At 53.1% G+C, this 25636-nt stretch carries 25 protein-coding genes; 22 read left to right on the top strand and 3 right to left on the bottom strand.

Going from position 1 to position 25636, the window contains the following annotated elements; translation table 11 throughout:
- Positions 1 to 11: 11 nt before the first annotated feature.
- Entirely contained in the window at positions 12 to 3530 is a 3519-nt protein-coding gene (gene rne, locus INT21_RS12605; RefSeq protein WP_193085307.1) for a ribonuclease E, read from the bottom strand.
- A gap of 434 nt (positions 3531 to 3964) precedes the next feature.
- Here rne and INT21_RS12600 point away from each other — a divergent pair, with 434 nt between their 5' ends.
- From INT21_RS12600 to sppA, 4 genes are all read left to right on the top strand, one after another.
- Complete coding sequence (locus INT21_RS12600) at positions 3965 to 4105, top strand: hypothetical protein (RefSeq protein WP_167457118.1); 141 nt, start codon at positions 3965 to 3967, stop codon at positions 4103 to 4105.
- A gap of 101 nt (positions 4106 to 4206) precedes the next feature.
- Positions 4207 to 5148 carry an RluA family pseudouridine synthase gene (locus INT21_RS12595; RefSeq protein WP_193061324.1) on the top strand — a complete coding sequence of 314 codons (942 nt, stop codon included), beginning with the start codon at positions 4207 to 4209 and terminating at the stop codon, positions 5146 to 5148.
- A gap of 9 nt (positions 5149 to 5157) precedes the next feature.
- Positions 5158 to 5808 (top strand): HAD family hydrolase, encoded by a 651-nt coding sequence (locus tag INT21_RS12590; RefSeq protein ID WP_193061325.1) that lies wholly within the window; start codon positions 5158 to 5160, stop codon positions 5806 to 5808.
- Positions 5809 to 5868: 60 nt separating this feature from the next.
- Entirely contained in the window at positions 5869 to 6996 is a 1128-nt protein-coding gene (gene sppA / locus INT21_RS12585; RefSeq protein ID WP_193061326.1) for a signal peptide peptidase SppA, read from the top strand.
- 3 nt (positions 6997 to 6999) lie between these two features.
- On the opposite strand, the gene INT21_RS12580 is transcribed toward sppA, so the two are convergent.
- Entirely contained in the window at positions 7000 to 7602 is a 603-nt protein-coding gene (locus tag INT21_RS12580; RefSeq protein ID WP_193061327.1) for a Maf family protein, read from the bottom strand.
- 162 nt (positions 7603 to 7764) lie between these two features.
- Between INT21_RS12580 and INT21_RS12575 the strand changes: the two genes are divergently transcribed.
- From INT21_RS12575 to INT21_RS12505, 15 genes are all read left to right on the top strand, one after another.
- Positions 7765 to 8313 carry a YceD family protein gene (locus INT21_RS12575; RefSeq protein WP_038485316.1) on the top strand — a complete coding sequence of 183 codons (549 nt, stop codon included), beginning with the start codon at positions 7765 to 7767 and terminating at the stop codon, positions 8311 to 8313.
- A 36-nt stretch (positions 8314 to 8349) separates the two neighbouring features.
- Entirely contained in the window at positions 8350 to 8520 is a 171-nt protein-coding gene (gene rpmF, locus INT21_RS12570; protein WP_009099300.1) for a 50S ribosomal protein L32, read from the top strand.
- Between the two features lie 42 nt (positions 8521 to 8562).
- The gene (plsX, locus tag INT21_RS12565; protein WP_089037753.1) at positions 8563 to 9582 is read left to right on the top strand and encodes a phosphate acyltransferase PlsX; all 1020 of its coding nucleotides are present in this window, start codon (positions 8563 to 8565) and stop codon (positions 9580 to 9582) included.
- Between the two features lie 150 nt (positions 9583 to 9732).
- Positions 9733 to 10692, top strand: coding sequence for an ACP S-malonyltransferase (fabD, locus tag INT21_RS12560; protein ID WP_095603137.1), 960 nt, complete (start codon positions 9733 to 9735; stop codon positions 10690 to 10692).
- 66 nt (positions 10693 to 10758) lie between these two features.
- Entirely contained in the window at positions 10759 to 11502 is a 744-nt protein-coding gene (fabG, locus tag INT21_RS12555) for a 3-oxoacyl-ACP reductase FabG (RefSeq protein WP_038485281.1), read from the top strand.
- Between the two features lie 124 nt (positions 11503 to 11626).
- Positions 11627 to 11860 carry an acyl carrier protein gene (gene acpP, locus INT21_RS12550; RefSeq protein WP_008956801.1) on the top strand — a complete coding sequence of 78 codons (234 nt, stop codon included), beginning with the start codon at positions 11627 to 11629 and terminating at the stop codon, positions 11858 to 11860.
- Positions 11861 to 12053: 193 nt separating this feature from the next.
- The gene (fabF, locus tag INT21_RS12545) at positions 12054 to 13292 is read left to right on the top strand and encodes a beta-ketoacyl-ACP synthase II (RefSeq protein ID WP_193061328.1); all 1239 of its coding nucleotides are present in this window, start codon (positions 12054 to 12056) and stop codon (positions 13290 to 13292) included.
- A gap of 6 nt (positions 13293 to 13298) precedes the next feature.
- Positions 13299 to 14105, top strand: a complete 807-nt coding sequence (pabC, locus tag INT21_RS12540) for an aminodeoxychorismate lyase (RefSeq protein WP_193061329.1) — start codon at positions 13299 to 13301, stop codon at positions 14103 to 14105.
- A gap of 30 nt (positions 14106 to 14135) precedes the next feature.
- The gene (gene mltG, locus INT21_RS12535) at positions 14136 to 15143 is read left to right on the top strand and encodes an endolytic transglycosylase MltG (RefSeq protein ID WP_193061330.1); all 1008 of its coding nucleotides are present in this window, start codon (positions 14136 to 14138) and stop codon (positions 15141 to 15143) included.
- A gap of 63 nt (positions 15144 to 15206) precedes the next feature.
- Positions 15207 to 15860: a dTMP kinase gene (gene tmk / locus INT21_RS12530; protein WP_193061331.1), complete on the top strand. Its 654-nt coding sequence runs from the start codon at positions 15207 to 15209 to the stop codon at positions 15858 to 15860.
- The gene (locus INT21_RS12525) at positions 15851 to 16834 is read left to right on the top strand and encodes a DNA polymerase III subunit delta' (protein ID WP_193061332.1); all 984 of its coding nucleotides are present in this window, start codon (positions 15851 to 15853) and stop codon (positions 16832 to 16834) included. The genes tmk and INT21_RS12525 overlap by 10 nt, the downstream gene beginning before the upstream one ends.
- Positions 16835 to 16870: 36 nt before the next feature.
- Positions 16871 to 17206, top strand: a complete 336-nt coding sequence (locus tag INT21_RS12520; protein ID WP_089037759.1) for a PilZ domain-containing protein — start codon at positions 16871 to 16873, stop codon at positions 17204 to 17206.
- Between the two features lie 76 nt (positions 17207 to 17282).
- Entirely contained in the window at positions 17283 to 18116 is an 834-nt protein-coding gene (locus INT21_RS12515) for a TatD family hydrolase (protein ID WP_193061333.1), read from the top strand.
- 31 nt (positions 18117 to 18147) lie between these two features.
- Positions 18148 to 18714, top strand: coding sequence for a DUF1285 domain-containing protein (locus tag INT21_RS12510; RefSeq protein ID WP_193061334.1), 567 nt, complete (start codon positions 18148 to 18150; stop codon positions 18712 to 18714).
- Positions 18711 to 20918 (top strand): ATP-dependent helicase, encoded by a 2208-nt coding sequence (locus INT21_RS12505; RefSeq protein WP_193085306.1) that lies wholly within the window; start codon positions 18711 to 18713, stop codon positions 20916 to 20918. The genes INT21_RS12510 and INT21_RS12505 overlap by 4 nt, the downstream gene beginning before the upstream one ends.
- A gap of 50 nt (positions 20919 to 20968) precedes the next feature.
- On the opposite strand, the gene INT21_RS12500 is transcribed toward INT21_RS12505, so the two are convergent.
- Entirely contained in the window at positions 20969 to 22633 is a 1665-nt protein-coding gene (locus INT21_RS12500; RefSeq protein WP_193061336.1) for an electron transfer flavoprotein-ubiquinone oxidoreductase, read from the bottom strand.
- A gap of 423 nt (positions 22634 to 23056) precedes the next feature.
- On the opposite strand from INT21_RS12500, the gene INT21_RS12495 reads away from it, so the two are divergent.
- The 3 genes from INT21_RS12495 to INT21_RS12485 all read left to right on the top strand — a co-directional run bounded on the left by INT21_RS12495 (position 23057) and on the right by INT21_RS12485 (position 25591).
- On the top strand, positions 23057 to 23806 hold the full coding sequence (locus tag INT21_RS12495; RefSeq protein WP_038485245.1) for an electron transfer flavoprotein subunit beta/FixA family protein: 750 nt from the start codon (positions 23057 to 23059) through the stop codon (positions 23804 to 23806).
- Between the two features lie 14 nt (positions 23807 to 23820).
- Positions 23821 to 24747 (top strand): electron transfer flavoprotein subunit alpha/FixB family protein, encoded by a 927-nt coding sequence (locus tag INT21_RS12490; protein ID WP_089037764.1) that lies wholly within the window; start codon positions 23821 to 23823, stop codon positions 24745 to 24747.
- 232 nt (positions 24748 to 24979) lie between these two features.
- Positions 24980 to 25591: a superoxide dismutase gene (locus INT21_RS12485; RefSeq protein ID WP_193067984.1), complete on the top strand. Its 612-nt coding sequence runs from the start codon at positions 24980 to 24982 to the stop codon at positions 25589 to 25591.
- The last annotated feature ends 45 nt before the right edge of the window (positions 25592 to 25636 follow it).

Here is a 25636-nt window from a genome sequence, read left to right as displayed (position 1 = left end):
AGTGCTAGCGATCACTCATTAGTCGTGTTCTGTGCTTGTTTACGCAGTTCACGAGGATCGTTATGAGCACGACGGCGGCGGCGTGGCTTAGGTGCCTCGTCTTGGGGAGAAGCCGCAGGCGCTTGCTTTGCTTCTTCAGGTGCCACTGTTTCAACGGGGGCCTCTGGTGAAGGCGTTTGAACCTCTTCATTAGTCGCCAATGTAGGCTGCTCTGTGCTTTCTTGAGCAGCAGCGCTGTCATTCGCGGTTTCTGAAGCAGCGCTCGTGTCTGAAGCAGTTGTATTGCTCACTGCGTCGCTGTCTAAAGAAGATGCTTCCGGCTGCTCAGCAAACTCTGGTGAGCTTGCTTCAATGCTAGCTGCTACGCTTTGCGACGGTGTCTGAGTGTTAGCGTCACTGTCGACAGTCTCAGCAGTCTCAGCAGTCTCAGTAGTCTCAGCAGCTTTCGGCGCTTCTGCATGTGTGTCGGCGTCTGCGGATGTCTCTTGTGCCGTCTCCTGAGGTTCTTGAGACAATACAGGTTCCTGACGCACAAGTTCTTGAGATACAGGTTTTTGAGACTCAGAAGGTTCTTGAGGCTCAGCAGCTTGAGATAGCGACTGCTGGGGCTTGTCAGTCTCTTTTGCAGTTTCTTCGTCACGTGAGCTTACTGATTCGCTGTTGGCGGTATCAAACTCTTTCACGTTTGAAGTGCTCCCTTCCTCCAGCTCTACTCCTGCATCAGCTTTCACGAGCTCAGACGAACCGCTAGCCGCCTCTTGGGGCGCTTCTTGAGCAGCAGTTGCGTCATCAGTTGGCTGTTGAGGTTTGGCCTCAGCGCTTTTCTCTACACCTTCCTCTGCTTCAGGTTCCGCTTTCTCTGCCGCTTGCTGAGGTTGGCGACGCTGGCGCGTAGCCTTGCGTGCTTTCTCCGCCTTTTCGGCAGGGCGCTCAGCCGTTGTTCCATCGGCAGCTGCTGATTCCTCTACAGCTGGTTCAGGCGCTTCAGTGGCTACTTCAACGCTTGGTGTGGCAGCTGTGCTGGCCTCATCTTGTAAAGAGGGGCTGGCCGGCGTTGCTTTACTGCTGTTCACTTCAACAGCAGGCGCTTCTACCGCCGGTGATTCAACAGCAGCTTCAGCAGAAGGAGCGTCTGCAGAAGGAGCGTCTGCAGAAGGAGCGTCTGCAGAAGGAGCTTCAGCCGCTGCGGCTTGCAGTTTCAGCTGTTCCGCTTCGGCTTGAGGATTAACGGCCTGTTTACGCGTGCGGTTGCGCGGATTGTTACGCGTGCGTTTCGGCTTGCCGTCATCCTGTTTGTCGTCCGTTTGTGATGCGGGCTCACGGGCAGCTTCGTTTTTCGGTTTGGCATCACGTGGTTTATCGCGACGATTTTCTGGTTGAGCAGTAGGTTTAGCCGCCTCATCTTTAGATGACTCTTTAGTCGCTAGGTTTGTCTGCTGCTCTTTTTGACGACTGCTCTTTTGATCATTGTCCTGGAGCTTGGCCTCATCTTGCTGAGGGTGGCGTCGACGGTTGCGAGTACGACTAGGACCGCTACGTTTATCGTTAGCGTCGTCGTTATTATCAGCGTTGCGCGGTTGGCTAGGCTGCTGGTTACTCGGCTGTTGATTGCTCGATTGCTGCTGACTGCGCTGCTCGTTTCTGCTGGCGCTTTCGCCACGTTCACGGGCAGGCTTTGGCTTGCTTTCGCTGCGCTGTGAGCGATTTTTGCTCGTTCTCTCAGGCTGCTTGCGGGCAACAGGAGCTTCCGGTTCGGGCTGGCTCGTGCTGGTATCTTCACCGCCTAGCAGTTTGGCAAAGCCTCTGATAAAGCGGCCAATCACACTGGGTTGCTCTTCAGTGACGGTGGGAGTCGCTGTAACGGCTTTATCTGCTTTGGCAGCTCTCTCTGCCTTTTCTTCAGTCTGAAGAGAGGCGGGCGCGGGTGCATTATGTACAACGCTTTTAACCGCTGCTTCAGCGCGCATGGCGGGCGGAGTGAAGCTAGGATCGGGTTCTTTGCCTACTTCAGTATCAGTCGAAAGCTCGAAGCTGGATAACGTCAGGCTTTCATCATCGTCTAGGTGGTCATCACGCAGTCGCTGAACGTCGTAATGCGGCGTATCCATCTCGGGATTCGGCAGGAGAACTACGCGTACGCCTTGACGTGATTCGATGTCTGCCAGAACGCTGCGCTTTTCATTCAGCAAGTAGGTGGCGACAGGTACTGGAAGAATGGCGCGGATTTGTGCGCTGCGCTCTTTCATGGCTTCTTCTTCGATCAGGCGCATGATAGAGAGCGAAAGCGAGCGAACATCACGAATAGTGCCTTGGCCGTTACAGCGCGGACAAACAACGCCGCTGGTTTCGCCTAGCGAGGGGCGCAGCCGCTGGCGTGACATTTCCATCAAGCCAAAGCGAGAAATCCGACCAATCTGAACGCGTGCACGATCCAGCTTCAGGGCATCGCGCATGCGGTTTTCAACCTCACGCTGATTGCGCGCAGGGCCCATATCGATAAAGTCGATAACCACGAGACCACCGATATCACGCAGGCGCAACTGTCGCGCAATCTCATCGGCTGCTTCAGAGTTGGTTTGCAGCGCGGTTTCTTCAATATCGCTGCCGCGTGTGGCCCGGGCAGAGTTGATATCAATCGAGACTAGCGCTTCGGTATGATCGATAACAATAGAGCCACCAGAGGGAAGCTTTACTTCGCGCTGGTAAGCAGTTTCGATCTGCGACTCAATTTGGAAGCGCGAGAAAAGAGGGACTTCATCGGCGTAAAGTTTAATTTTCTGCTGATAAGAGGGCATTACCTGACGAATAAAGCCCAGCGCTTCTGCATGAATCTCGGGGCTGTCAATTAACACCTCGCCAATGTCTTGGCGCAGGTAATCGCGCATGGCGCGGATAATGACATTAGATTCGCGGTAAATCAGGAATGGGGCTGAGCGCTTGCCAGCTTCAGTGGTAATGGACTCCCACACTTGGACAAGGTAATCCAAGTCCCACTGCAGCTCTTCTGGGCTACGGCCGATACCGGCGGTGCGAACGATCAGGCCCATTTTGTCTGGCACTGTCAGTTGGCCCATGGCATCTTTCAGCTGGCTGCGGTCATCACCTTCAATGCGGCGTGAAATACCACCTGCACGGGGATTGTTCGGCATCAGAACAAGAAAGCGGCCCGCTAAGCTAATAAAGGTAGTCAGTGCTGCCCCTTTATTGCCACGCTCTTCTTTATCAACTTGGACGATGACTTCCTGGCCCTCTTTCAGCACCTCTTTGATGCTAGGGCGACCAGACACATCTTTGATAAAATATTCGCGGGAAATTTCTTTTAGTGGCAGGAAACCATGGCGTTCGGCGCCAAAATCAACAAAAGCGGCTTCAAGGGAAGGTTCTACCCGGGTGATTTTGCCCCGGTAAATATTGGCTTTCTTCTGTTCTCGAGCGCCAGATTCGATGTCTAAATCGTAAAGGCGTTGCCCGTCTACCAGCGCAACCCGCAGCTCTTCTGGCTGGGTTGCGTTAATCAGCATCCGTTTCATATTGTCTCACATAGCATTGCGAGCCGACGAGCCGTCTAGGCGTGGCGTAGACGAATCGCTGGGTGCTGCGTGCTTGTGCTCGGCGCATTGCTATGCTGACGCATTAAGCCGGGAAGGCAATCATGCCGACCCGGCCGAAAGGGCGTTGAGTACGTGGCGGAGGCAGAACATGTTTCGGTGGCTGTCACGTCCATCCGGCTCTGCTGACACCGCCAACACCTGGCATTCATCGATTCGTCAACGCCGGTCATCGGCACAGCGTTGAACTTGGCGCCCCAAGTCAAGCAGCACCTTGTGACGAACAGGATAGGCTGCTTGGGGCGTGACGTTTGTTAATTCAATTGCCTGCCATTGCGGGCGAAGCAAAAGTGTCTCTGCCGTCAAAAAGCATGCGACAGAGTAACTGTATATCCAGTACGTAAGGCGTGTGGGTAATGCGTACACTACGCCATTTTGCCTGTGCTCTGGCCTGCGTGTTTGTCGGGCAGGCGCTTGGCAAGCGTGGTAGTACTCCCGTTACGACGTGTCTGTTTACGGGTAAGCCACACTTGGCCGCTGAACGTTTTGGAATATAACAGTAAAGACAACTACCAGCAATTGACGCAATGCGCATTGGTCTACGCTAGAATGCCGTTTTTAGCCTGTCGCTATTAGATCACACCAGGAGTGAGCGTTAATGTCCGAAGGGCGGGAAGTACAGTGGGTGGATATCGCCCCGGAACAAGCAGGTCAGCGAATCGATAATTTTCTGATGACGCGTTTAAAAGGTGCTCCTCGTGCATTGATTTATCGCATTGTGCGGAAAGGCGAAGTAAGGGTTAATAAAAAGCGCGTCAAAGTAGATTATCGACTTCAAGCGGGTGATCTAGTGCGTGTGCCGCCGCTGCGATTAGCACCGAGAGAAGCGGTTAAAGAGGTGAGTGACAACTTACGTGATTTATTAATTGGTAGCGTCATTATGGAAGGACCCGATTGGATGGTGATTAACAAACCATCCGGATTGGCCGTCCATGGCGGAAGTGGCGTCAAAATTGGTCTCATTGAAGCGCTTCGGCAAGTGCGCGATGACCTTACTTTTTTAGAGCTTGTCCACCGATTGGATCGTGATACATCGGGCTGCCTACTGTTGGCAAAATCTCGTGATGCGCTCGTCACACTTAACGAATCGCTGAAAAAGCATGCAATGGACAAGCGCTACTTAGCGTTAGTGGCTGGTCGTTGGCCTGCTCGGAAGAGCTATGTGAGTGCTCGCTTAGATCGCTTTGATGCGGGTAACGGTGAAAGGCGAGTGCGGGTAGATCCAAATGGCAAGGTTTCACGGACTCACTTTTCGGTAGTAGAAACCTTTGAAAAGGTCACGCTGGTAGAGGCGGAGCCTGTGACAGGCCGCACCCACCAGATTCGTGTCCATGCGGCTCATGCTGGGCACGCCTTATTGGGCGACGATAAATACGGTACCCGCGAAAGTAATCATATGGCGCAGCGCCTTGGCTTGGGGCGTCTATTTCTTCATGCCCGTGCATTAACGTTTCCTGAGCCTGGCAATGGTCGACCCGTTACGGTGAAAGCGCCGCTGCCTGAGGCATTGGAAGAAACGTTAAAACGCGCTCGTAAATAAGGAAGCGACATGCGCTATGAGCTAATTATCTTTGATTGGGATGGCACATTGATGAACTCCGTGCCGAAAATTGTTGCCTGCATGCAGGCAGCTGCTTCTGATGCCGAGTGGAATGAGTTAGACGTCAGTGCTATCGAGAATATTATTGGCTTGGGCCTGCCTGAGGCGATAGCGACGTTATGTCCTGGTATTGAAGCGGTTCAGGCCGAGCGCTTGCGTCAACGCTATGCCTACCATTTCGTTCATGGTGATTCGACGCCCATGCCTTTTTTTGAAGGCGTTAAAGAGCAAGTTGCCCGGCTGCGTGAACGTCCTTATCAGCGTTTAGCGGTGGCGACGGGGAAGAGCCGTCGTGGTCTAGATCGGGTTTTTGCCGAAACAGAGTCAGGTGGTTGGTTTAATGCTAGCCGAACAGCAGATGAAACGCGCTCTAAGCCTCATCCGCAGATGCTGCTTGAACTGCTCGAAGAGCTAAAAGTGCCTGTTGAGCGCGCTGTGATGGTGGGTGATACCGAGTATGACCTTGAAATGGCAAGGTCTATTAATATGGATCGTGTGGGTGTTACTTACGGTGTGCATACTCCCGCTCGGTTAGCGGCTAGTCAGCCTGTATGGCTGGCGGATGATGTAGATAGCCTGTTCGACTGGCTTCACGGTTAGCGGCGTTAGCAACCCCTGTGGGTAGTGGTTGTACGATCAAGCGAACACTAGGAATCGTATATGAGTGATGAGCAGCAGCGCGATGGAAGTGGTGATGGTAGAGGCGCTCAGGCGGGTGATGACTTTCCTGGCCAGGAGAGTGGTGACCGTTGGACCGATGGGCCGGAGGTTGTCCAGCAGGCTAAAAAGCAACCGCTCCCGGGAGCGGAGAGTGATGATGCCGAAACACTGCGCGAGCGCCAGCGGTTAGCGCAGTTGGAAATGATGGACCGCTGGGTTGGCGGTGTTTTAAAGGAACAGCGCAGAACCCGGCGCTGGAAGCTGTTCTTTCGTTTGATGTTGCTAGCGATTGTATTGATATCGTTAACAGCAATGCTATACCGCGTGTTTCTCGCTGAGCCAACGGCCTCATTGCCCACCGAGAGCCACGTAGCACTGGTGGAAGTACATGGTGTGATTGCCAGTGATGCACCAGCAAATGCTGAACGCATCATTAAAGGGTTGAATCGTGCATGGTCATCAGAGAGCGCTGCTGCTGTTGTGTTGCACATTGATAGTCCTGGTGGAAGCCCTGTGCAATCGCAGCGTATTTACGACGAAATGATGCGGCTGCGTGATCAGGGCGACAAGCCCATTATTGCCGTAATAGAGGATATTGGTGCGAGCGGCGCTTACTACGTTGCTTCTGCTGCCGATAGCATCGTGGCGTCCCGTGCAAGCTTGGTTGGCTCTATTGGTGTTATCTATGCTGGCTTTGGCTTCCAGGAAGCGATCAACCAGATTGGCGTAGAGCGTCGCGTAATGACTGCCGGTGAAAACAAAGCTTTTTTGGATCCTTTTCAGCCGCTTGATGAAGAGGCTGCTGATTTCTGGCAGGGCGTTCTGACTCAAACCCATGAGCAGTTTATAGACGATGTGAAGGCAGGGCGTGGTGATCGTTTGAGCAACAGCCCTGAAATTTTCTCAGGGCTTATCTGGAGCGGTGAACAAGCGTTAGAGCTAGGTTTGATAGATGAGCTGGCCAGTCTTGAGCAAGTAGCTCGTGAGCAGGTAGGCGAGGCTGAATGGGAGAACTATACGCCCAGCTTAGACCCCTTCGAGCGTTTGACACGCCGCTTTACGCAAACAGCTGCCGAAGTGCTGGGGCTTCAGCATGCGCATGCTCCTTTGCGCTTTCAGGCTCAGTAACGACTAAGCGTCGCCGAGTGGGTTCATACCTGCTTGGCGAAGCATGTCGCATAGTGCGATGAGTGGGAGCCCTATGAGTGCGTTTGGGTCTCGGCCTTCGAGTTTTTCAAACAAGCTAATCCCCAGTCCTTCCATGCGGAAGCTGCCAGCGCTGTCTAAAGGTTGCTCAAGGGCAACATATCGTGCAATTTCTTGCTGGCTCAGTGAGCGAAAAACCACCTCAAGCGGCTCGATATGGACGTGATGCCGTTGGTGGCGGGTATCAACTAATGCTAAGCCCGTCAAAAAAGTCACTTTTTGGCCAGAAAAGCGCGCCAGATTCTCCCGAGCGCGCTCTTCTGTATGAGGTTTGCCGAGAATGTCACCCTCAAACAGAGCTATTTGATCAGAGCCAATGATGCAATGATTGGGGAAGCGCTCAGCAACGGCGTTGGCTTTGCTGAGTGCCAGGCGGTGCACTAAGGCGTTGGGCGTCTCATTAGGATAGGGCGTTTCGTCGATGTCTGGAGAGCAGCACTGATAGGGCAGTAATAGCTTGTCCAGTAGCGCTTGGCGGAAGCGAGAGCTTGATGCCAGGACAAGTGGCGCGTTATCGGTTTGAGGCACAGTGTTCTCCTTAATAGGTCTGGTTGAGCATTAATCGGCGTTCAAAGGAGTGTAACGAAACCTTGGTAGCCTGCCTATTTACGTGGTTTTGGGAGATAATCTCATAAGAATTGCACCGACAGCTTTGACAGCGGGGGGGCGAGTGCCTATCATTGCGCGCCTATGTTGACCTCACAAATCCCCAGCCGGGTTGAGCCTTATAAGCTTGCAGCCCGCCGCGAACGACTAGAAGGCATTGTGGCGCTGAACAAGCTGCCACGCCTAGCTGAAGAAGCAGGTGACCAAACCGGCGACTGTCATGTCGTACTCGAGTTTGGCGTTGATGCCCAAGGCCGTCGCGAAATTCGTGGCCATTTGCAAGCGACCCTGGCGTTGCCTTGTCGCCGTTGTCTAGTGCCGCTAAGCCAAGACGTTTCCAGTGATTTCTTATTAGGAATGATTGCAGACGAAGCTTTGGCTGCCGAGCTACCTGCTAGTCATGAGCCGGTGCTGGTGGAAAATGAACAGCTGGACTTGCTGACGGTAATAGAGGATGAACTTATCCTTAGCTTGCCGCAGGTGGTCTATCACGATGAGACCGAATGCCATGTCTCGGCGGAGCAGCTGGTCAGCAAGACCGAAGGCACGGCGGAAGACTCCGCTCCGGCCAAGAACCCTTTCGCAGTGCTTAATGCTTTGAAAAGCAGTGGCGCTTTGAAAGGCAAAAAGTAAGCATCACTTACCTTAATTACCTTGGAGTAAACACCCATGGCAGTTCAACAGAACCGTAAAACTCGTTCCAAGCGCGGTATGCGTCGTAGCCACGATGCGCTGAGCGCACCGACTCTGTCTCAGGACAAGGAAACCGGTACTACTCACCTGCGTCACCACGTTTCTCCCGACGGTTTCTACCGCGGTCGTAAAGTGGTCGAAGTTTAAGCCTTAGCGCTTTTATGAGCGGCAAAACAGGGTGGGTGCTGTGTGCGCCTAGCGATTGATGTAATGGGGGGTGACCAAGGCCCCCGTGCCATTATCGAAGGCTCCGCAAGGGCGGTTGTTGAACGCCCCGACCTAGCATTAACTCTGTTTGGTCCGCGTCAGCAGATTGATGCTGAACTTTCGCGTTTGCCGCAGCCTTTGGCTGCGGCAACGTCACGTTTGGTGGCAGCCGATGCTCCAGAAAGTGTTTCTCAAGCGGCAACTGCTGCCTGGGCAATGCGCCGCGGAGATGCTACCAGCATGGCGTGTATGCTGCGCAGCCTGTCTTCAGGTGAAGCAGTTGCAGGCGTGAGTGCGGGAAATACCGGAGCCTTGGTCGCTTTGGCGAGGCGCGAGCTTGGTATGTTGCCTGGTATCTCCAGGCCTGCAATCAGTACCGCAATCCCCGCGCGTGGAGGGCGACGCTGTTATTTGCTTGATTTAGGGGCAAATGTAGATTCGCCCGCATCCCGGCTGTTTGATTTTGCCATGATGGGTGCCGCCATGGCTCAGTGTATGGATCGCATTAAGCGGCCTCGTGTTGCCTTGTTGAATGTGGGCTCTGAAGCCACGAAAGGAAGTGCGAATGTGCGCGAAGCGGATCGTTTGCTGCGTGAAAGTGCTAGCGATTTAAGCTTTGACTACCTTGGCTATGCTGAGGGTGGGGATATTTTTCAGGGCGATCTTGACGTCGTGGTTTGCGATGGCTTTGTTGGTAATGTCACGTTGAAAGCCAGTGAAGGCTTGACTCGTATGTTGGTGGAGCGTGTACAAATGGCGTTTGAATCACGCCTGAGTGGGCGTTTGGCAAGTATACTGGCCAGGCCTGTACTGAAGAGGCTTAAGCGGGAGCTAGATCCTGTGCGTTATAATGGGGCCAGTCTCTTGGGGTTGCAGGGTATTGTGGTGAAAAGCCACGGCAGCACCCAAGCGGATGGTTTTTATTATGCTATTCAGCGTGCATTGCAAGAAGTGGAGCATGATTTGCCTGTACGAATTGCAGCACGCTGGTCGCGTTCTTGAGCGCTATCAGCGCATTAGATAATAAAACGTTATATTTTTTTGCGGGCTATTGGTGGTAGTAGAGTGTGCCAAAAACTGTTTTAGCAACGGCGCCAATAGCACGCTTATCGCTCAACTGAGCAAATGCCTACAAGAGCAAAGGTGAACGACATGTCTCAACCCCTTGCCCTCATTTTTCCCGGGCAAGGCTCTCAGCAGCTTGGAATGTTGCGAGAGCTAGCCGAGCGCTACAGTGTGGTGGGAACTACATTTGAGGAAGCGTCAGACGCTCTGGGCTACGATTTGTGGAAAGTCGTCCAGGAAGGTCCAGAAGAAGCGTTGAATGCGACGGCATGCACTCAGCCGGCACTACTTGCCTCCAGCGTAGCTATCTGGCGTATCTGGCAAGAGTTGGAAGGGCCTCGCCCAAGTGTCATGGCCGGCCATAGTCTTGGTGAATATAGTGCTATGGTTTGCGCTGGAGTGATGGGGTTCGCTGAAGGCGTGCGCCTTGTTCGCCTGCGTGGTGAAGCCATGCAGGAAGCTGTCCCTGCAGGAGAAGGGGGCATGGCAGCGATCCTTGGGCTTGACGATAGCGCAGTTGAAGCGGCCTGTGCCCAAGCGGCTGAAGGAGAAGTGGTGTCTGCCGTTAATTACAACTCGCCTGGGCAGGTTGTTATCGCAGGTGGCAAAAATGCCGTGGAGCGTGCTATCGCAGCCTGTCAGGAAGCGGGCGCCAAGCGAGCGCTTTCACTGCCGGTGTCAGTACCCTCCCATTGTGCGTTAATGCGGCCAGCTGCTGAGCGACTCTCCGAAGCTATGCAAAAAATTGAGCTGCGTGCCCCTCGTTATGCGGTTATTCAAAACGTCGATGCGCAAGCTCATGCCGATATTGAGACATTGCGTACGCGCCTAATCGAACAGTTGTATCAGCCCGTTCGTTGGTCATCTTGCGTTGAAGCGATGGTCGAGCAAGGTGCTAATGTGTTCATTGAATGTGGGCCTGGTAAAGTGCTTACCGGATTGAATAAGCGCATTGTGCGTAGTGCCAAAGGGTTGGCGGTAAATGATCCTGATAGCCTGGATTCAGCCCTTGAGTTAGCACGTGAGGCGTCGGCGGGTGGTGCGTGAAAAATGGTGCGTGTTAAGTCGCTATTTTCCGCTACCCTTGCTTAGTTAGGTTGAAGGAAGAACGTTATGACTCAAGAACGAAGAGTTGCACTGGTCACTGGTGCTAGCCGAGGTATTGGGCGGGCCATTGCTCATGAGCTTGGGCGCCAAGGACGTATTGTGGTGGGAACTGCCACTAGCGAATCTGGCGCTGAAAAAATTGATGCTGATCTAAAAGAGCATGGTATTGAAGGTGCCGGTATGTGCCTTAATGTTACTGATCAGCAGAGTATTGATCAGGTGCTCAAAACAATTGGCGAACGTTTTGGTGCGCCCACGATTTTGGTCAATAATGCCGGCATTACCCGTGACAATTTGTTAATGCGCATGAAAGAGGATGAGTGGGACTCCGTGATGGATACCAATCTCAAATCTGTTTATCGCGTTAGCAAGGCGTGTCTGCGTGGTATGACAAAGGCACGCTTTGGGCGTATCGTGTCGATAAGTTCTGTAGTGGCAACGATGGGTAACCTAGGCCAAACTAACTACGCCGCCGCCAAAGCGGGAATGGAAGGCTTTAGCCGTGCTTTAGCGCGTGAAGTCGCGTCCCGTGCAATTACGGTTAATGCGGTTGCGCCTGGGTTTATTGCAACGGATATGACCGAAGCGTTGCCTGAAGCGCAGCATGAAATGCTGCTTAAGCAAATTCCTCTTTCGCGTTTAGGCGGGCCTGAGGAAATTGCCGCTGCCGTTGGATTTTTGACAAGTGATGCTGCAGGTTATATCACTGGCGAAACGCTACACGTGAACGGCGGCATGAATATGCGTTGATGGCCTTGGGTTTGGCGGTTGCGTCAGCTTAAGGGCGTCTATAAACTACCCCGCAGCTTTTGGCTTGCGGTTTCCAAATGGCTGGTTATCAAAAACGGCTAATGTGAACGACTGGAGTACGTTGATGAGTACTATTGAAGAGCGCGTTAAGAAAGTTGTGGCAGAGCGCCTGAACGTTAAAGAAGAAGATATCCAGAACAGCTCTTCTTTTACTGAAGATCTGGGTGCTGATTCTCTTGACACCGTTGAGCTGGTGATGGCGCTTGAAGAGGAATTTGATACTGAAATTCCTGACGAAGAAGCTGAAAAAATCACCACGGTTCAAGAAGCTATCGACTACGTAAACGCCCATCAGTAAGGGTTGAGTCGAAGCAGTGAACCAGGGTGGGGTGCTTACCCACCCGTATAAAAAGCCGTCCTGAGTAGGGGCGGCTTTTTTGCTTTGTTGTCACAATGAATATAACGTTCAATCTCCGTTATACTAGTCACCAAATCTCTGCAGCAAATGACCCAGATGGGTCGTGTCACCATGGATGCCTGGAGGAAAGCTAATGGCGCGAAGAAGGGTAGTGGTAACTGGGTTAGGCCTGGTGACCCCAGTGGGTAACAGTGTTAATGAGTCGTGGGCAAATATTGTCGCCGGCAAAAGTGGCATAGCACCGATTGAGCACTTTGATACAAGTGGCTTCAACACGCGTTTTGGAGGGTCGGTTAAAAATTTCGATATTAGCCCCTATCTGAATCCTAAAGACGCACGCAAGATGGATTTGTTTATCCAGTACGGCATGGCGGCGGGAGCCCAGGCCGTTCAGGACTCGGGGCTTGAATGTACCGAAGAGAATGCTGAGCGCATTGGGGTGGCTATCGGTTCAGGCATTGGTGGTTTGCCGATGATTGAACATAACCATAATGCGCTGAATAAAGGTGGCGCACGCCGCGTCTCGCCGTTTTTTGTGCCAGGTTCAATCATTAATATGATTTCTGGCAACATGGCGATTCAGCACGGCTTCAAAGGCCCGAATATCGCGATCACTACAGCGTGTACAACGGGTACCCATAATATTGGCTACAGTGCTCGCACGATTGCATACGGCGATGCTGATGTGATGATCTGTGGCGGTGCGGAAATGGCCACTACCCCACTAGGATTGGGCGGGTTTTCGGCCGCGCGAGCGCTCTCTACCCGCAATGAAGACCCTCAGGCGGCGAGTCGCCCATGGGATACTGATCGTGACGGTTTCGTGCTGTCAGACGGTGCGGGTGTGCTTGTCTTGGAAGAGTACGAGCACGCTAAAGCGCGTGGTGCCAATATCTACGCAGAGCTTGCAGGCTTTGGTATGAGTGATGATGCCTACCATATGACGGCGCCGCCGGAAGATGGACGTGGTGCTGCACTCTCCATGAGCAATGCCATTAAAGATGCGCGTATTGATCCAACGGATGTGCACTATATTAACGCGCATGGCACGTCTACCGCAGCGGGTGACTTAGCAGAAAGTCGGGCGATTGAAAAAGTGCTTGGTAGCGCAGCTCAGCAGGTTGCCGTGAGCTCTACCAAATCAATGATTGGCCACCTATTAGGTGCTGCAGGAGCGGTTGAAGCGGTATTTAGTATTCTGGCTATTCGCGACCAGATTGCGCCGCCGACCATTAACCTGGATAACCCGCAGGAAGGCTGCAATCTTGATTACGTACCACACGCCGCGCGGAAGATGCCCATTGAAATAGCGCTCTCAAACTCGTTCGGGTTCGGTGGTACCAACGGCTCACTGCTGTTTAAAAAGGTATAGCACGCAATGCCAATGCCCCAGGTGCCGTTTGACGACCGAGGGCTTGCGTATGGTGACGGAGTATTTGAAACAGTGCTGCTGCGCGCTGGTGTCCCTGTGCTATGGGATTATCATTACGCGCGCTTACGGCTGGGCTGTCAGCGTTTGAATATTCCGTTGCCCTCCATGGAGCAGTTGGTCGCCACCTGGCAATCTCCGTCTAACGCCGAGCTTGAAATACTCAAACTAATCCTAACCCGAGGAAGTGGTGGGAGAGGGTATGCAACGCCGGATAGCTCTCAACCTCGCTTGCTTAGCCGTAGAATGCCTTTTGTGGTAAATGCTGACCGTTGGCATGAGGGAGTTAACGTACGGATTTGTCAGTTGCGTTTGGGGCATCAGCCGCTTTTAGCAGGCATTAAACACCTTAATCGATTGGAAAATGTGCTAGCGCGCCAGGAGTGGAATGATCCCGACATCGCCGAGGGGTTGCTTGGAGATGCTGATGGCTGGCTGGTAGAAGCCACCAGTATGAATGTCTTTTGGCAGCAAGCGGGAGTGCTCTTCACACCGCCATTATCGCAGTGCGGCGTGGCGGGTACGCTGCGAGCGGCATTATTGGATCATGGAGCAGTACAGGAAGCCCCTATTGCGCTGAACGCTATCCATGACGTTGAGCGTCTTTGGGTAGCTAACTCGGTACAAGGTGTATGGCCAGTGAATAAGCTGTTAAGTGAAACAGGTGTAGTCCTGAAGTCCTGGCCGCTGACAGGCCAAGATAGGTTGCAAACAATAGGCCATGACTTACTTGGCTATTCGCCGACATCCCGTTAGGCAGAATTTTATCAACAATATTGAGGTGTCATGGTGAAACGGTTTTTAGCTGCCGTAGGTGTCGTGGTCGTGGTTGGATTCGCAGCCGTTGTGGGCGGCTATGCTTACTGGCAGCAGCGCTTATCGGCACCGGTCACACTTGAGGAGCCAGCGCTTTACCAGGTTCCTGCGGGGGCTGGGTTCAATCAGGTCGTTCGAGATCTGGAAAGCCAGGGCTTTATTGAAGATGCTTGGGCATTTCAATTATTGGCGCGTGTTGAGCCTGAGCGTGTACCACGCTTGCGGGTGGGGGAGTATCAGCTAACCCCAGGCATGAGCGGTCTTGAACTGATTGCTCTCTTGGGCAGCAATAACGTTGTCACTTATCCGTTAACGATTCCCGAAGGCTGGACATTCCGCCAGATGCGCGAGCTATTGGACAGTGCGCCAAAACTTGAGAATCGGACGGCAGAGTTAAGTGACGACGAAATTATGTCGTTGCTGGATCGAGAGGGTACTTTTCCTGAAGGCTGGTTTTTCCCTGATACCTACCGCTACCACCTGGGTATGAGTGACGTTGATATTCTACGTCAGTCGCTTTCCCGCATGGAGCAGATTCTAGCAGAAGTCTGGGACGGGCGTGATGATGACCTGACCATCGATACACCTTACGAAGCGCTCATTATGGCATCGCTCATTGAGCGTGAAACAGGCGCGCCGGAAGAGCGTCGGGAGATCGCAGGTGTCTTCAAGCGTCGTATGGAACAGGGAATGCGTTTGCAAACAGATCCCACCGTCATTTATGGCATGGGCGAACGCTATGAAGGGAGGATCACGCGTGCAGATTTACGTGAGGCGACCCCCTATAACACCTATGTGATTGACGGCATGCCACCAACGCCGATTGCCTTACCCGGGCGCGCCTCCCTTGAAGCGGCTGTGAATCCGCTGCCTGGAGAAACGCTTTACTTCGTCTCGCGCGGTGACGGTACCCATCATTTTTCACGTACGTTACGTGAGCACAATAATGCGGTTAATCGCTATATTCGCAATCGCTAATTAGGTTAAGTCATTGTTTAAGTGCGATGTGTTTTTTTCGAATTTACTGAGTAAGGGGCTTCAATGAGCAAGCGCGGACGCTTCATCACCCTTGAGGGTGGTGAGGGAGTCGGAAAATCTACTAACGTGGCGTTTGTAGAGACATGGCTACAAGAGCGCGGGATAGAGGTTGTGCGAACCCGTGAGCCTGGGGGGACGCCGCGCGCTGAAGCGATTCGAGGATTGCTGCTTGATCCCTCTTTCGATGAGCCCTTGCACAGCGATGCCGAATTACTATTAATGTTTGCCGCGCGAGCCCAGCATCTAGCGCAAAAAATAGTGCCAGCCCTTGAGCGCGGTGCCTGGGTGATCTGTGATCGTTTTACCGACGCTACCTTTGCTTACCAGGGCGGTGGCCGCGGTATTGAGACAGATCGGATTGCTCAACTGGAACAGTTTGTGCAAAAAGGCCTCTCCCCAGATCTAACCCTGCTACTAGATATGTCACCCGATGCTGCGAAAGAGCGTCTTGAAGGGCGTTTAAGAGACCAGCAAACGCAGCGTGATCGCTTTGAACAAGAGCAAATAACCTTTTTCGAAGCAGTGCGGCGGGCTTACTTAGCGCGCGCCGCTGCCGCCCCCCAGCGCTTCGCAATTGTTGATGCGGGGCAAGCGCTTGATCAAGTGCAAGCGTCTCTAGCTCAAGCGCTAGAAGAGCGAGTGGCTATATGGCAATAACGGGAGTGCTGCCTTGGCATCAGTCTACGTGGCAGCAGTTGATTCGCCTTTCCAATGAAGGACGACTGCCGCATGCGCTATTAATCAGCGGTGCTCACGGAGTTGGCAAGCAGCAGTTGGCGGAAGCGTTGATCGCACGAACGTTATGCGCACAACCTGGCGAGCTAGCCTGCGGTCATTGTCATAGCTGTGCCATGCTGGCTTCAGGCTACCACCCCGACTTGATGCGCATTTCTCCAGAAGAGGGTAAGCGCCAGATTCGCATTGATCCCATACGTGATGTAAACCGCTTTGTTTCGCAAACCGCGCAGCAGGGGGGTTATCGTGTGATCGTGATCTCCCCCGCGGAAGCAATGAATATTGCAGCGGCAAACGCACTGCTCAAAAGCCTTGAAGAGCCCGGCGATAAAACGCTATTTATTCTGCTGTCAGACGTGCCTTCGCGAACGCTACCCACGATTCGCTCCCGCTGTCAGCAGTGGCCATTAGCCAGTGTTCCCTTTGAGGATTGCCAAGGCTGGTTGACTGAAAAACTTGGCAGCGACGAAGCACATTTTTGGTGGCGAGTGTCGGGTGGCTTGCCGCTGCTTGCAGTGGAGTTGGCAACGCCTGAGGAGCGCGCACTTCGCCATCAAATACATGACAGTTTCGAGCAGTTAGTGCGTGGTGCTGAGCCTGTTTCAGAGGCTGCTAGGCTTGATCGTCAGGCCATTGATGCCATCTTGTGGTACGGTATTGCTTGGCTTGAAGACTTGATCCGGCTGGGTTTGTCTGGCGAAACCTCGGTGCTGCATAACCCCGATTTAGAGCCGTTATACCGTCAAGCGATGAAAAATGGACGGGTGCAGGATTGGTTCCGATTACTGGATTATGCCCGAGAGCAGCGCCGTTTATTCGCAGTCGGCGCTAACCCAAACCCTCAGCTAGTGCTTGAAGCGTGGCTGGTGCGCTGGTCGGCGCTGTTACGCTCCTAACGTTGTTGCCATAGGGTTGTTGCCAAGGAGGCTGTTATGACGGTTCAAAAAGCGCTTTCTTTGACAATGCCGGATATACCGACGTTACTTTCCGCGTATATGCCTTTTCTAGATAGAGGCGGTATTTTTGTCCCGACTAAAGCGCTCTATCGACTTGGACAGCAGGTTTATCTATTGCTGACCCTGCCAGGAGAGAGTGAACGTCTTTCTATCTCCGGCCATGTTGTTTGGATTTCTCCTGAGGGCGTGAGTGGACAGCGAATGCCAGGTATTGGGGTACATTTCAGCCAGCAGGACTACTCAGTACGTGATCGCATTGAAACGTTGTTGGCTGGCCAATTAGATAAAGCACCTCCGTCCTTTACGCTTTGATAGCCGCGAGTTAGCACCGCAATAACACTGAACAAAGCCTGCCCTTCACCTGTTTACGAGAATTTAAGAGAGCTGCATGTTTGTTGATTCCCACTGCCATTTAGACCGTTTATCTGAGCTAACCCACGACGGTGATATTGCCGCAACGCTGGCGGCTGCTCGTGCTGCTAATGTGAGCCAGTTCTTAGCTGTTGCGGTGACGCTTGAGGAGATGCCGGGGTTGGCGGCAATCGCTCGTGAGCACCACGACGTGGTTATTTCGGCGGGACTGCATCCACTTCATCAGGCTCCGAAAGAGCCAAGCGTCAGCGATATTGTTGATGCTGCTGAGCAGTACGATGCCGTCGCCATCGGTGAAACAGGGCTGGATTATCACTATCAGGACAGCGTGCCCGTAGAGGTCCAGAGCGAGCGATTTAAGCGCCATTTAATTGCGGCCAATGAGCTAGAGCTGCCGGTAATTATTCATACCCGTGAAGCGAAAGAAGACACCTTAGCATTGCTGCGTGAGCACACTAATCCAGAGGTAGGTGGCGTATTGCACTGCTTTACTGAAGATTTAGACATGGCGCGTGAAGCTGTGCGGCTTGGGTTCTATATCTCGCTATCGGGTATTATTACCTTCCGCAATGCTGCGTCGCTTAGAGAGCTGGCCAGAAAACTGCCGCTTGACCGGCTGCTGATTGAAACCGATAGCCCTTATTTGGCGCCTGTTCCTTATCGTGGCAAGCCCAACGAACCCGCTTGGGTGGTTGAGGTGGCAGAGTGTATCGCTAAAGAACGAGGGATCAGCGTTGATGAAGTGGCGATGCAAACCACCGCCAATTTTTATCATCTGTTCCGCGCTGCCGTGCCCGATGCACCTGATAACGTAAAGCAAGCGTTGGCGCAGTCCGGTTTAGTGGTATAAGTGGCTGTAAGCACAGCCTGGGAGGTAAGCGATGAATATTGATCGGCTTATGCAGCAATTTAACGGTTCGGCGACGATTCCCCCCGTTGATCAGTGGCAGCCAGCACTTAGTGGCGATATTGATATCGTTATTCAGGCTGATGGCACGTGGCTGCATGAAGGAAAGCCGTTTGAGCGCCTTGCCATACCACGGTTGTTAGCGAGCCTATTACGCCGCGATGCCGATGGCTATTGCCTGGTAACGCCTGTTGAGCGTTGGCGTGTCACCGTGGTTGACTGCCCGTTCGTGGCGGTAGAAGCAGATTTTCACGATGATGCCTGGTGGCTGACGACCCAATTCGATGACGTTGTGCGTGTGGATGCAGAGCATCCGCTTAGTCTCTCCAAAACGCCTGAGGGTGTCCTTGCCCCTGAGTGTATCGTGCGCTTTGGGCTAGCGGCTCGTTTGCATCGCAATGTGTATTATCGATTGGTAGAGCAGGCCACGCTGAGCGAGGCAGACGACGGCGAATGCCAATGCCGACTCTACAGCGCAGGATCTTGGTATGTCTTAGGTCAGTTTAATGCCAATGATGCGATGCCAGGCGAGGTGACGTGAAGTTAACCGCTGAACAGCAAGCCGTTGTCCAGCATCGCGAGGGGCATGCCCGCGTAGCTGCTGTTGCAGGGGCGGGTAAGACCACCACCATGGCGGCAAGGGTGCTCCACCTGTTGGCGTCTGGTGTATCGCCGAAGCGTATGCTGGTGCTGATGTTTAACCGCTCAGCCCGAGACGATTTTCAACGCCGCCTGATCAGCATGGCGCCTCAAGGGCAACCATTGCCAGATGTGCGCACCTTTCACTCCCTTGGTCATCGGTTGACGCAGAGTCTGTGTCGCTGGGGGGCGCTTGCACCGAGACGCCTGCTGTCTGCTGATTGGCAGCTAGAGCGCCTGTTACGTCAGGCAAGCCTGAATGTGCTTCACGATGCCGTTGAGCGTCGCGATGCGGCTATCGAAGGTGATCGATTAGAAGCGCTTGCTCACTTCTGTGGGCTGGTAAAAGCGGAAATGCTATCGGCTGATGTACTTTACAAGCGTCTTAATTACGAGCCGGATACTGACTACTTTCCCAGCGCATTTGATGAAGCTGAACGGCTGCTGCACGTTGAAGGCGTCATGACCTACGCTGACTTGCTCTATCGGCCCCTGCAAGTGTTAGAAGCCGAACAGACCTTGCGCAGTCGTGTGGAAGGTTTTCTTGATCATGTGATCATTGATGAATACCAGGATATTAATACTGCCCAGCAGCGGTTGCTGGCGGTGTTGGCGGGCTCCAGCGCCAATGTGATGGCGGTAGGTGATGCGAATCAGTGCATCTACGAATGGCGGGGCGCACGCCCTGACACCATGCTGGATAACTTTACCGCCACGTTTGGCAGCGCCACAAACTACCCGCTCTCTATCACGTTTCGTCATGGCCACGCGCTGGCGCTGACCGCAAACCATGCCATCATGGCTAATCAGCGCCGACCAGACCAGCTCTGTTTGGCGGATGCTAATAATCCTGAGACCCATATATCTGTCGGCCAGGGCTGCCGACTGCTGCTTGATGCCTTAGTCGATTGGCAAGCGCAGGGGCGCGCGTTGAGCGATGTTAGTTTGCTGGTTCGTAGTTGGGCGCTTTCGGTGCCATTTCAGTTGGCGTTACTGCAGGCAGGTATTCCATTTCGTCTTCAACGAGAAGATCGTTTCGTTTTCCGACTCCCTCTCGTGCAGGCATTGGCTGGCTATTTGAAACTGTCTCGCCAGCCAGAGCTGCTGCACGACCCAGAGCAACTCTTGCTTTTGCTCTCTCAGCCAACGCCTTTTGTTGCCCGTGAGCGGCTTCAGCAGCTTGCCTATCAGCTGGCCAGCACCCAACGCTGGCCTGAACGCCACGAGCCGGTACTAACCTCTCTAAAGCCGCTGCAGCGCCGCACGCTTAAAAAACGCTGGGCGCTGCTATGTGAGCTGCCCAAATTAAGTGGTTGGCCGCCTGCAAAGCTGCTGAGTCATGTGGTGGAAACGATCGAAGCGGAAAAAACCTTGAAGCGAGCAGCGGCAAGGCGCGATAAGGGCGAAGAGGACGTTCGTCTATTGGATGTGCTTATCGAGCAGGCCGATAGCGTGAAAGATCCAGATGCGTTTATCGAACTGCTCGAGCGTCCGGTGGAGAACCAGGCTGGCGGTGTTCTGATTAGCACGGTTCACGGAGCGAAAGGTCTGGAGTGGCCGTTGGTCGCCGTTGCCGGAGTGAACGAAGAGGACTTTCCGCACTACAGTCGAGACAATCCGCTCAATGATGAGAGGTTAGAAGAAGAGCGACGACTGTTTTACGTGGCGATTACACGCGCTCAAGAGCAACTGCTGGTGCTGCATGATGGGGGTGTTCATCGGCCTAGTCGCTTTATTGCGGAAAGCGCCTGGCAGGATAGTTTGCGGGTAGCGTCATGTTTGTCGCGCCAAGATACACCCGCAACGGCTGTGCAGGTAACATCGCCGAGCTTGGTGAAGCGCTATCTTGAGCGCTTAGGGCGAACGGATATTGAGCTGGCAGCGCCGCAGATCAATGAGGCAGCGGCAGGTTATCAGGCTGATGCACACTTTTACCCAGGACAACGCTTGATGCATGCCGTGTTTGGAGAAGGGGAGGTGGCCTCGGTAGAAGGTAACCCCTCCGATCCTGTCATCGATGTGCGCTTTGCACAGGCTGGCCGGCGTCGTCTCATTGCTCGACGCGCGCCGATTGAGTGCTTAGAGCCACCGGCGCAGCCAGCGTAACTGGCCGCGCCGTATGGCACTCTAGTGATGCGGATTACATAGTCGGATGGTTACATATTGGGATAGTTAGGCCCGCCGCCGCCTTCTGGTGCTACCCAGGTAATATTTTGGGCAGGGTCTTTAATATCGCAGGTTTTGCAGTGCACGCAGTTCTGAAAGTTGATCTGGAAGCGTGGCTTGCCTTGATCATCTTCCACCACTTCATAAACCCCCGCAGGGCAGTAGCGTTGGGCCGGTTCTGCATAGGTTGGCAGGTTGTCGCGAATCGGCAGCTCTGGATCTGCTAGGCGCAGATGGCAGGGCTGGTCTTCTTCGTGGTTGGTGTTGGACAAAAAGACGGAAGTCGATTTATCAAACGACAATTTGCCATCGGGCTTCGGATAAGTAATTTTTTCGAACTCAGCAGCAGGCTTCAGCACGCCGTGGTCGGTGGTGGTGTCATGAACATTGGGTAGCTTATTGCCCAGCAGTTGATTGACGAAGTTGTAAGCACCGCCGCCTACCGTGCCATATTTATGCATAGCAGGGCCAAAGCTCGCGCTCTCTTTCAGCTCTTCATAGGCCCAGCTAGCCTGCCATTTCTCAGTGAAGCTAGCCAGCTCCTGAGCACCTTCATCACCCCCCTTAATGGCTTCAAAGACGCTTTCTGCAGCGACCATGCCAGATTTCATTGCTGTGTGCAGGCCTTTGATTTTGGCAAAGTTCAGCGTGCCCGCATCGCAGCCAATCAACAGGCCACCCGGGAACGTCATTTTCGGTAGGCAGTTAAAACCGCCTTTGGTAATGGCGCGCGCACCATAAGCAACGCGTTTGCCGCCTTCTAAATATTGGCTAAGCACCGGGTGATGCTTCATACGCTGGAATTCATCAAAAGGTGACAGCCAGGGGTTCTTATAACCAAGATCCATAATGAGGCCAACGACGACCTGCTGATTTTCCGCGTGGTAAAGGAACCAGCCGCCGTGAGTGTCTTTTTCAAGCGGCCAGCCCGAGCCGTGAAGCACAAGTCCGGGTTCGTGTTTGTCGGCGGGAACATCCCACAGTTCTTTCAAGCCAATCCCATAGTGCTGTGGGTCACGACCAGCATCTAGTGAGAACTCTTTGATTAACCGTTTACCCAAGTGGCCGCGGGCACCTTCGGCAAATAGTGTGTATTTCGCGCGCAGCTCCATGCCTGGCATATGGCCATCTTTAGGAGTGCCATCTGCGCTAACACCCATGTCACCAATGAGGATGCCGCGTACTGCATCATCTTCGATAATCACGTCCTGGGCAGCAAAACCAGGGAATATTTCCACCCCAAGGGACTCGGCTTGCTCTGCCAACCAGCGGCATAGGTTGCCTGCGCTAATCACATAGCGATTAAGCTCGCCGCCAGTGTTATGCATGCTTTTTGGCACTAGCGCATTAGGGATTTTTTGCGCTTTTTGAGCATCTTTTAATAGATAAACATCGTCACGAACGGCAGGTGTGTTAAGCGGTGCGCCGCGCTCTTCCCAATCAGGAAATAGCTCTGCCAGTGCGCGGGGCTCAAAGACAGCACCAGAAAGGATATGGGCGCCGACTTCGGAGCCTTTTTCGACGACACAAACCGTCAACTCTTGTTCCGCTTGATTTGCCTGTTGCATCAGACGGCAAGCGGAAGCTAGACCAGAGGGGCCAGCCCCGACAATGACTACATCGAAGTCCATGACATCGCGTTCAACATTTTCCACCCGGCTTCTCCTTATTCTCATAAGAGCCATTATTTACCAAAACTAGCCTGTACAAACGTCAAATGAGCGTTATGAGAACTAGTTTATAAAAAGATGGCCTTAATTTTAAACGGTCGTTTGCTTCTGGTTATGCCCCATGATAGGCATAATACCCCTGTAAGGTCACCCCTACGATGGCAAAAGCACCATTTATCCATGGAGTTTACATCGCTGCTACGACCAAGGCCGTAGTTAATCGGTGTTGTCGCTAGTCACTAGGTTGTGGCAAATTGATAGGGTTTTTCATTTACAGACCTATCAAACGCTTGCATGAATTTTTTAAGGTGGCGTATTTAAATACACGTCGCCCCTATTTTAGAAGCATCAGTTGGTACGATGCTGAGACAAGCTAACGGCTTCCATCACAAGCCAAGCGAGGAATCTATGAAAGTACTCGTCGCGGTTAAACGCGTCATCGACTATAACGTCAAAATCCGCGTGAAAGCGGACAACTCTGACGTTGATCTTACCAACGTCAAAATGGCGATGAACCCCTTCTGCGAAATTGCCGTAGAAGAAGCGGTGCGCCTCAAAGAGAAAGGTGTTGCGACAGAAGTCGTGGCCGTTACCGTTGGCCCCAAGGCGGCTCAAGAGCAGTTGCGCACCGCGCTAGCGCTTGGGGCAGACCGTGCTATTCATATTGAAACCGACGAGCGCGTTGAGTCGCTTGCGGTGGCTAAGTTGCTAGCTAAGGTTGTTGACGAAGAGCAACCTGGCTTAGTGATTCTTGGTAAGCAGGCCATCGATACCGACAACAATCAAACGGGGCAAATGCTGGCCGCGTTGACCAATCTACCCCAAGGTACTTTTGCCTCTGAGGTTGCTGTTGACGGTGACAAGGTGAATGTTACTCGCGAGATCGATGGTGGTCTGCAAACCGTAGCGCTTTCTCTGCCCGCTATCGTTACCACCGATTTGCGTTTGAACGAGCCGCGTTACGCGAAGCTGCCCGACATCATGAAGGCTAAGAAGAAGCCGCTGGATACCAAAACGCCCGCTGATTACGGGGTTGAAGTGGCCTCTAAGGTTAGCTTGCTCAAAGTGGAGTCCCCGGCAGAGCGCAAAGGTGGTGTTAAAGTCGCCTCGGTAGATGAATTGATCGACAAACTGAAAAACGAAGCCAAAGTGCTTTAATAGGAGCTGATCTCATGAGCATTCTGGTACTTGCCGACCTTCATGAAGGTCAGTTAGCGGGCGCAACCGCTCACGTAGTTGCTGCTGCCAAGGCGATTGGTGGTGACATTGACGTGCTGGTGGCCGGTGAAGGCGTTCAGGCGGCGGCTGATGCTGCTGCAAAGCTTGAAGGCGTCAATAAAGTTCGCGTTGCCGATAACGCTGTTTACGCCCATCAGCTTGCCGAGCCAATGGGCGCGCTATTGGTTGAATTGGCTGGCGACTATACCCACGTGTTGGCTAGCGCCTCTACCACCGGCAAAAACGTACTGCCGCGTTTGGCTGCCTTAAAAGATGTTAGCCAGCTGTCCGACGTGATTGGCGTTGAAAGTGCTGACACTTTCCTGCGCCCCATTTATGCGGGCAACGCCATCGCCACAGTAAAAAGCGACGACGCACTGAAAGTGATGACCGTGCGTACCACTGCGTTTGATGCGGTCGAGAGCACGGGTAGCGCCTCTGTAGAAGCGGTAGACGTAGTGGTCGAAAATGGTCAGTCTAGCTTTGTTAAGCAAGAGCTGGCGCAATCCGATCGTCCGGAACTTGGCGGTGCTAAAGTCGTGGTGTCTGGTGGTCGTGGTATGGGCAACGGCGAAAACTTTAAGCTGCTTGACGGCATCGCTGACAAGCTGGGTGCTGCCATTGGTGCATCACGAGCGGCCGTAGACGCAGGCTTTGTGCCCAATGATATGCAGGTTGGCCAAACCGGTAAGATTGTGGCCCCTGAGCTGTATATTGCCGTGGGTATTTCTGGCGCTATTCAGCACTTGGCGGGCATGAAAGACTCCAAAGTCATTGTTGCGATCAACAAAGACGAAGAAGCGCCAATCTTCCAAGTCGCCGATTACGGCTTGGTGGGTGATCTCTTCGAGGTTCTGCCGGAGCTTGAAAGCAAGCTATAAGCCACTGAATCTAAACTGGCTAAAAGCCGACTTCACCAGAAGTCGGCTTTTTTATTGGCGATGAATTCGATAAACTGCCAATAGTTGACTAAGGTACTGGGGTATAAAATGTATCGGTTATCAATAATCGCTACTCACGGTAATTAATTATAGCCGTGATGGTTGAAAAAGGTGGGGTAAGACCACACTTAGTTATGTGAACGTAACAAAAGCCACTTAAGGAGAAGTTAGCATGGCACATACACTTCCAGAATTACCGTACGCTTATGACGCACTTGAGCCGCATATCGATGCGATGACGATGGAGATTCACCACTCTCGTCACCACAACACTTACGTCACTAGTTTGAATGCTGCGCTTGAAGGCACGGGCCTTGAAGACGTGCCGGTAGAAGAGCTGGTTGCCAATCTTGATCGTGTACCTGAAGAGAAGCGTCAAGCCGTTATTAATCACGGCGGCGGCCATGCCAACCACTCTATGTTCTGGCAAATTATGTCACCTAATGGCGGCGGCCAGCCTCAGGGTGATGTAGCAAAAGCGATTGAAGCCGAGCTAGGCGGTCTTGACGCGTTCAAGGAAGCGTTCAAGGCAGCAGCGCTGGGTCGCTTTGGTAGCGGTTGGGCATGGCTCTCCGTGACACCTGAGAAAAAGCTGGTTGTTGAAAACACCCTGAACCAAGATAGCCCGCTAATGCATGGCAATACGCCGGTATTGGTTCTGGATGTTTGGGAGCACGCATACTACCTGAAGTTCCAGAACAAGCGTCCTGATTACGTAGCAGACTTTTTTAACGTCGTTAATTGGGAAGATGTTGAGCGTCGTTATCAGGCGGCTATCGCCTAAACCCGCCTTATTCACGAGGGCGCTGATTGAGCGGTCTGAAGGTAC

Source organism: Halomonas sp. 3F2F (genome assembly GCF_014897805.1).
Lineage (GTDB): Bacteria > Pseudomonadota > Gammaproteobacteria > Pseudomonadales > Halomonadaceae > Vreelandella.
This window is presented reverse-complemented; position numbering and strand designations above follow the sequence as displayed.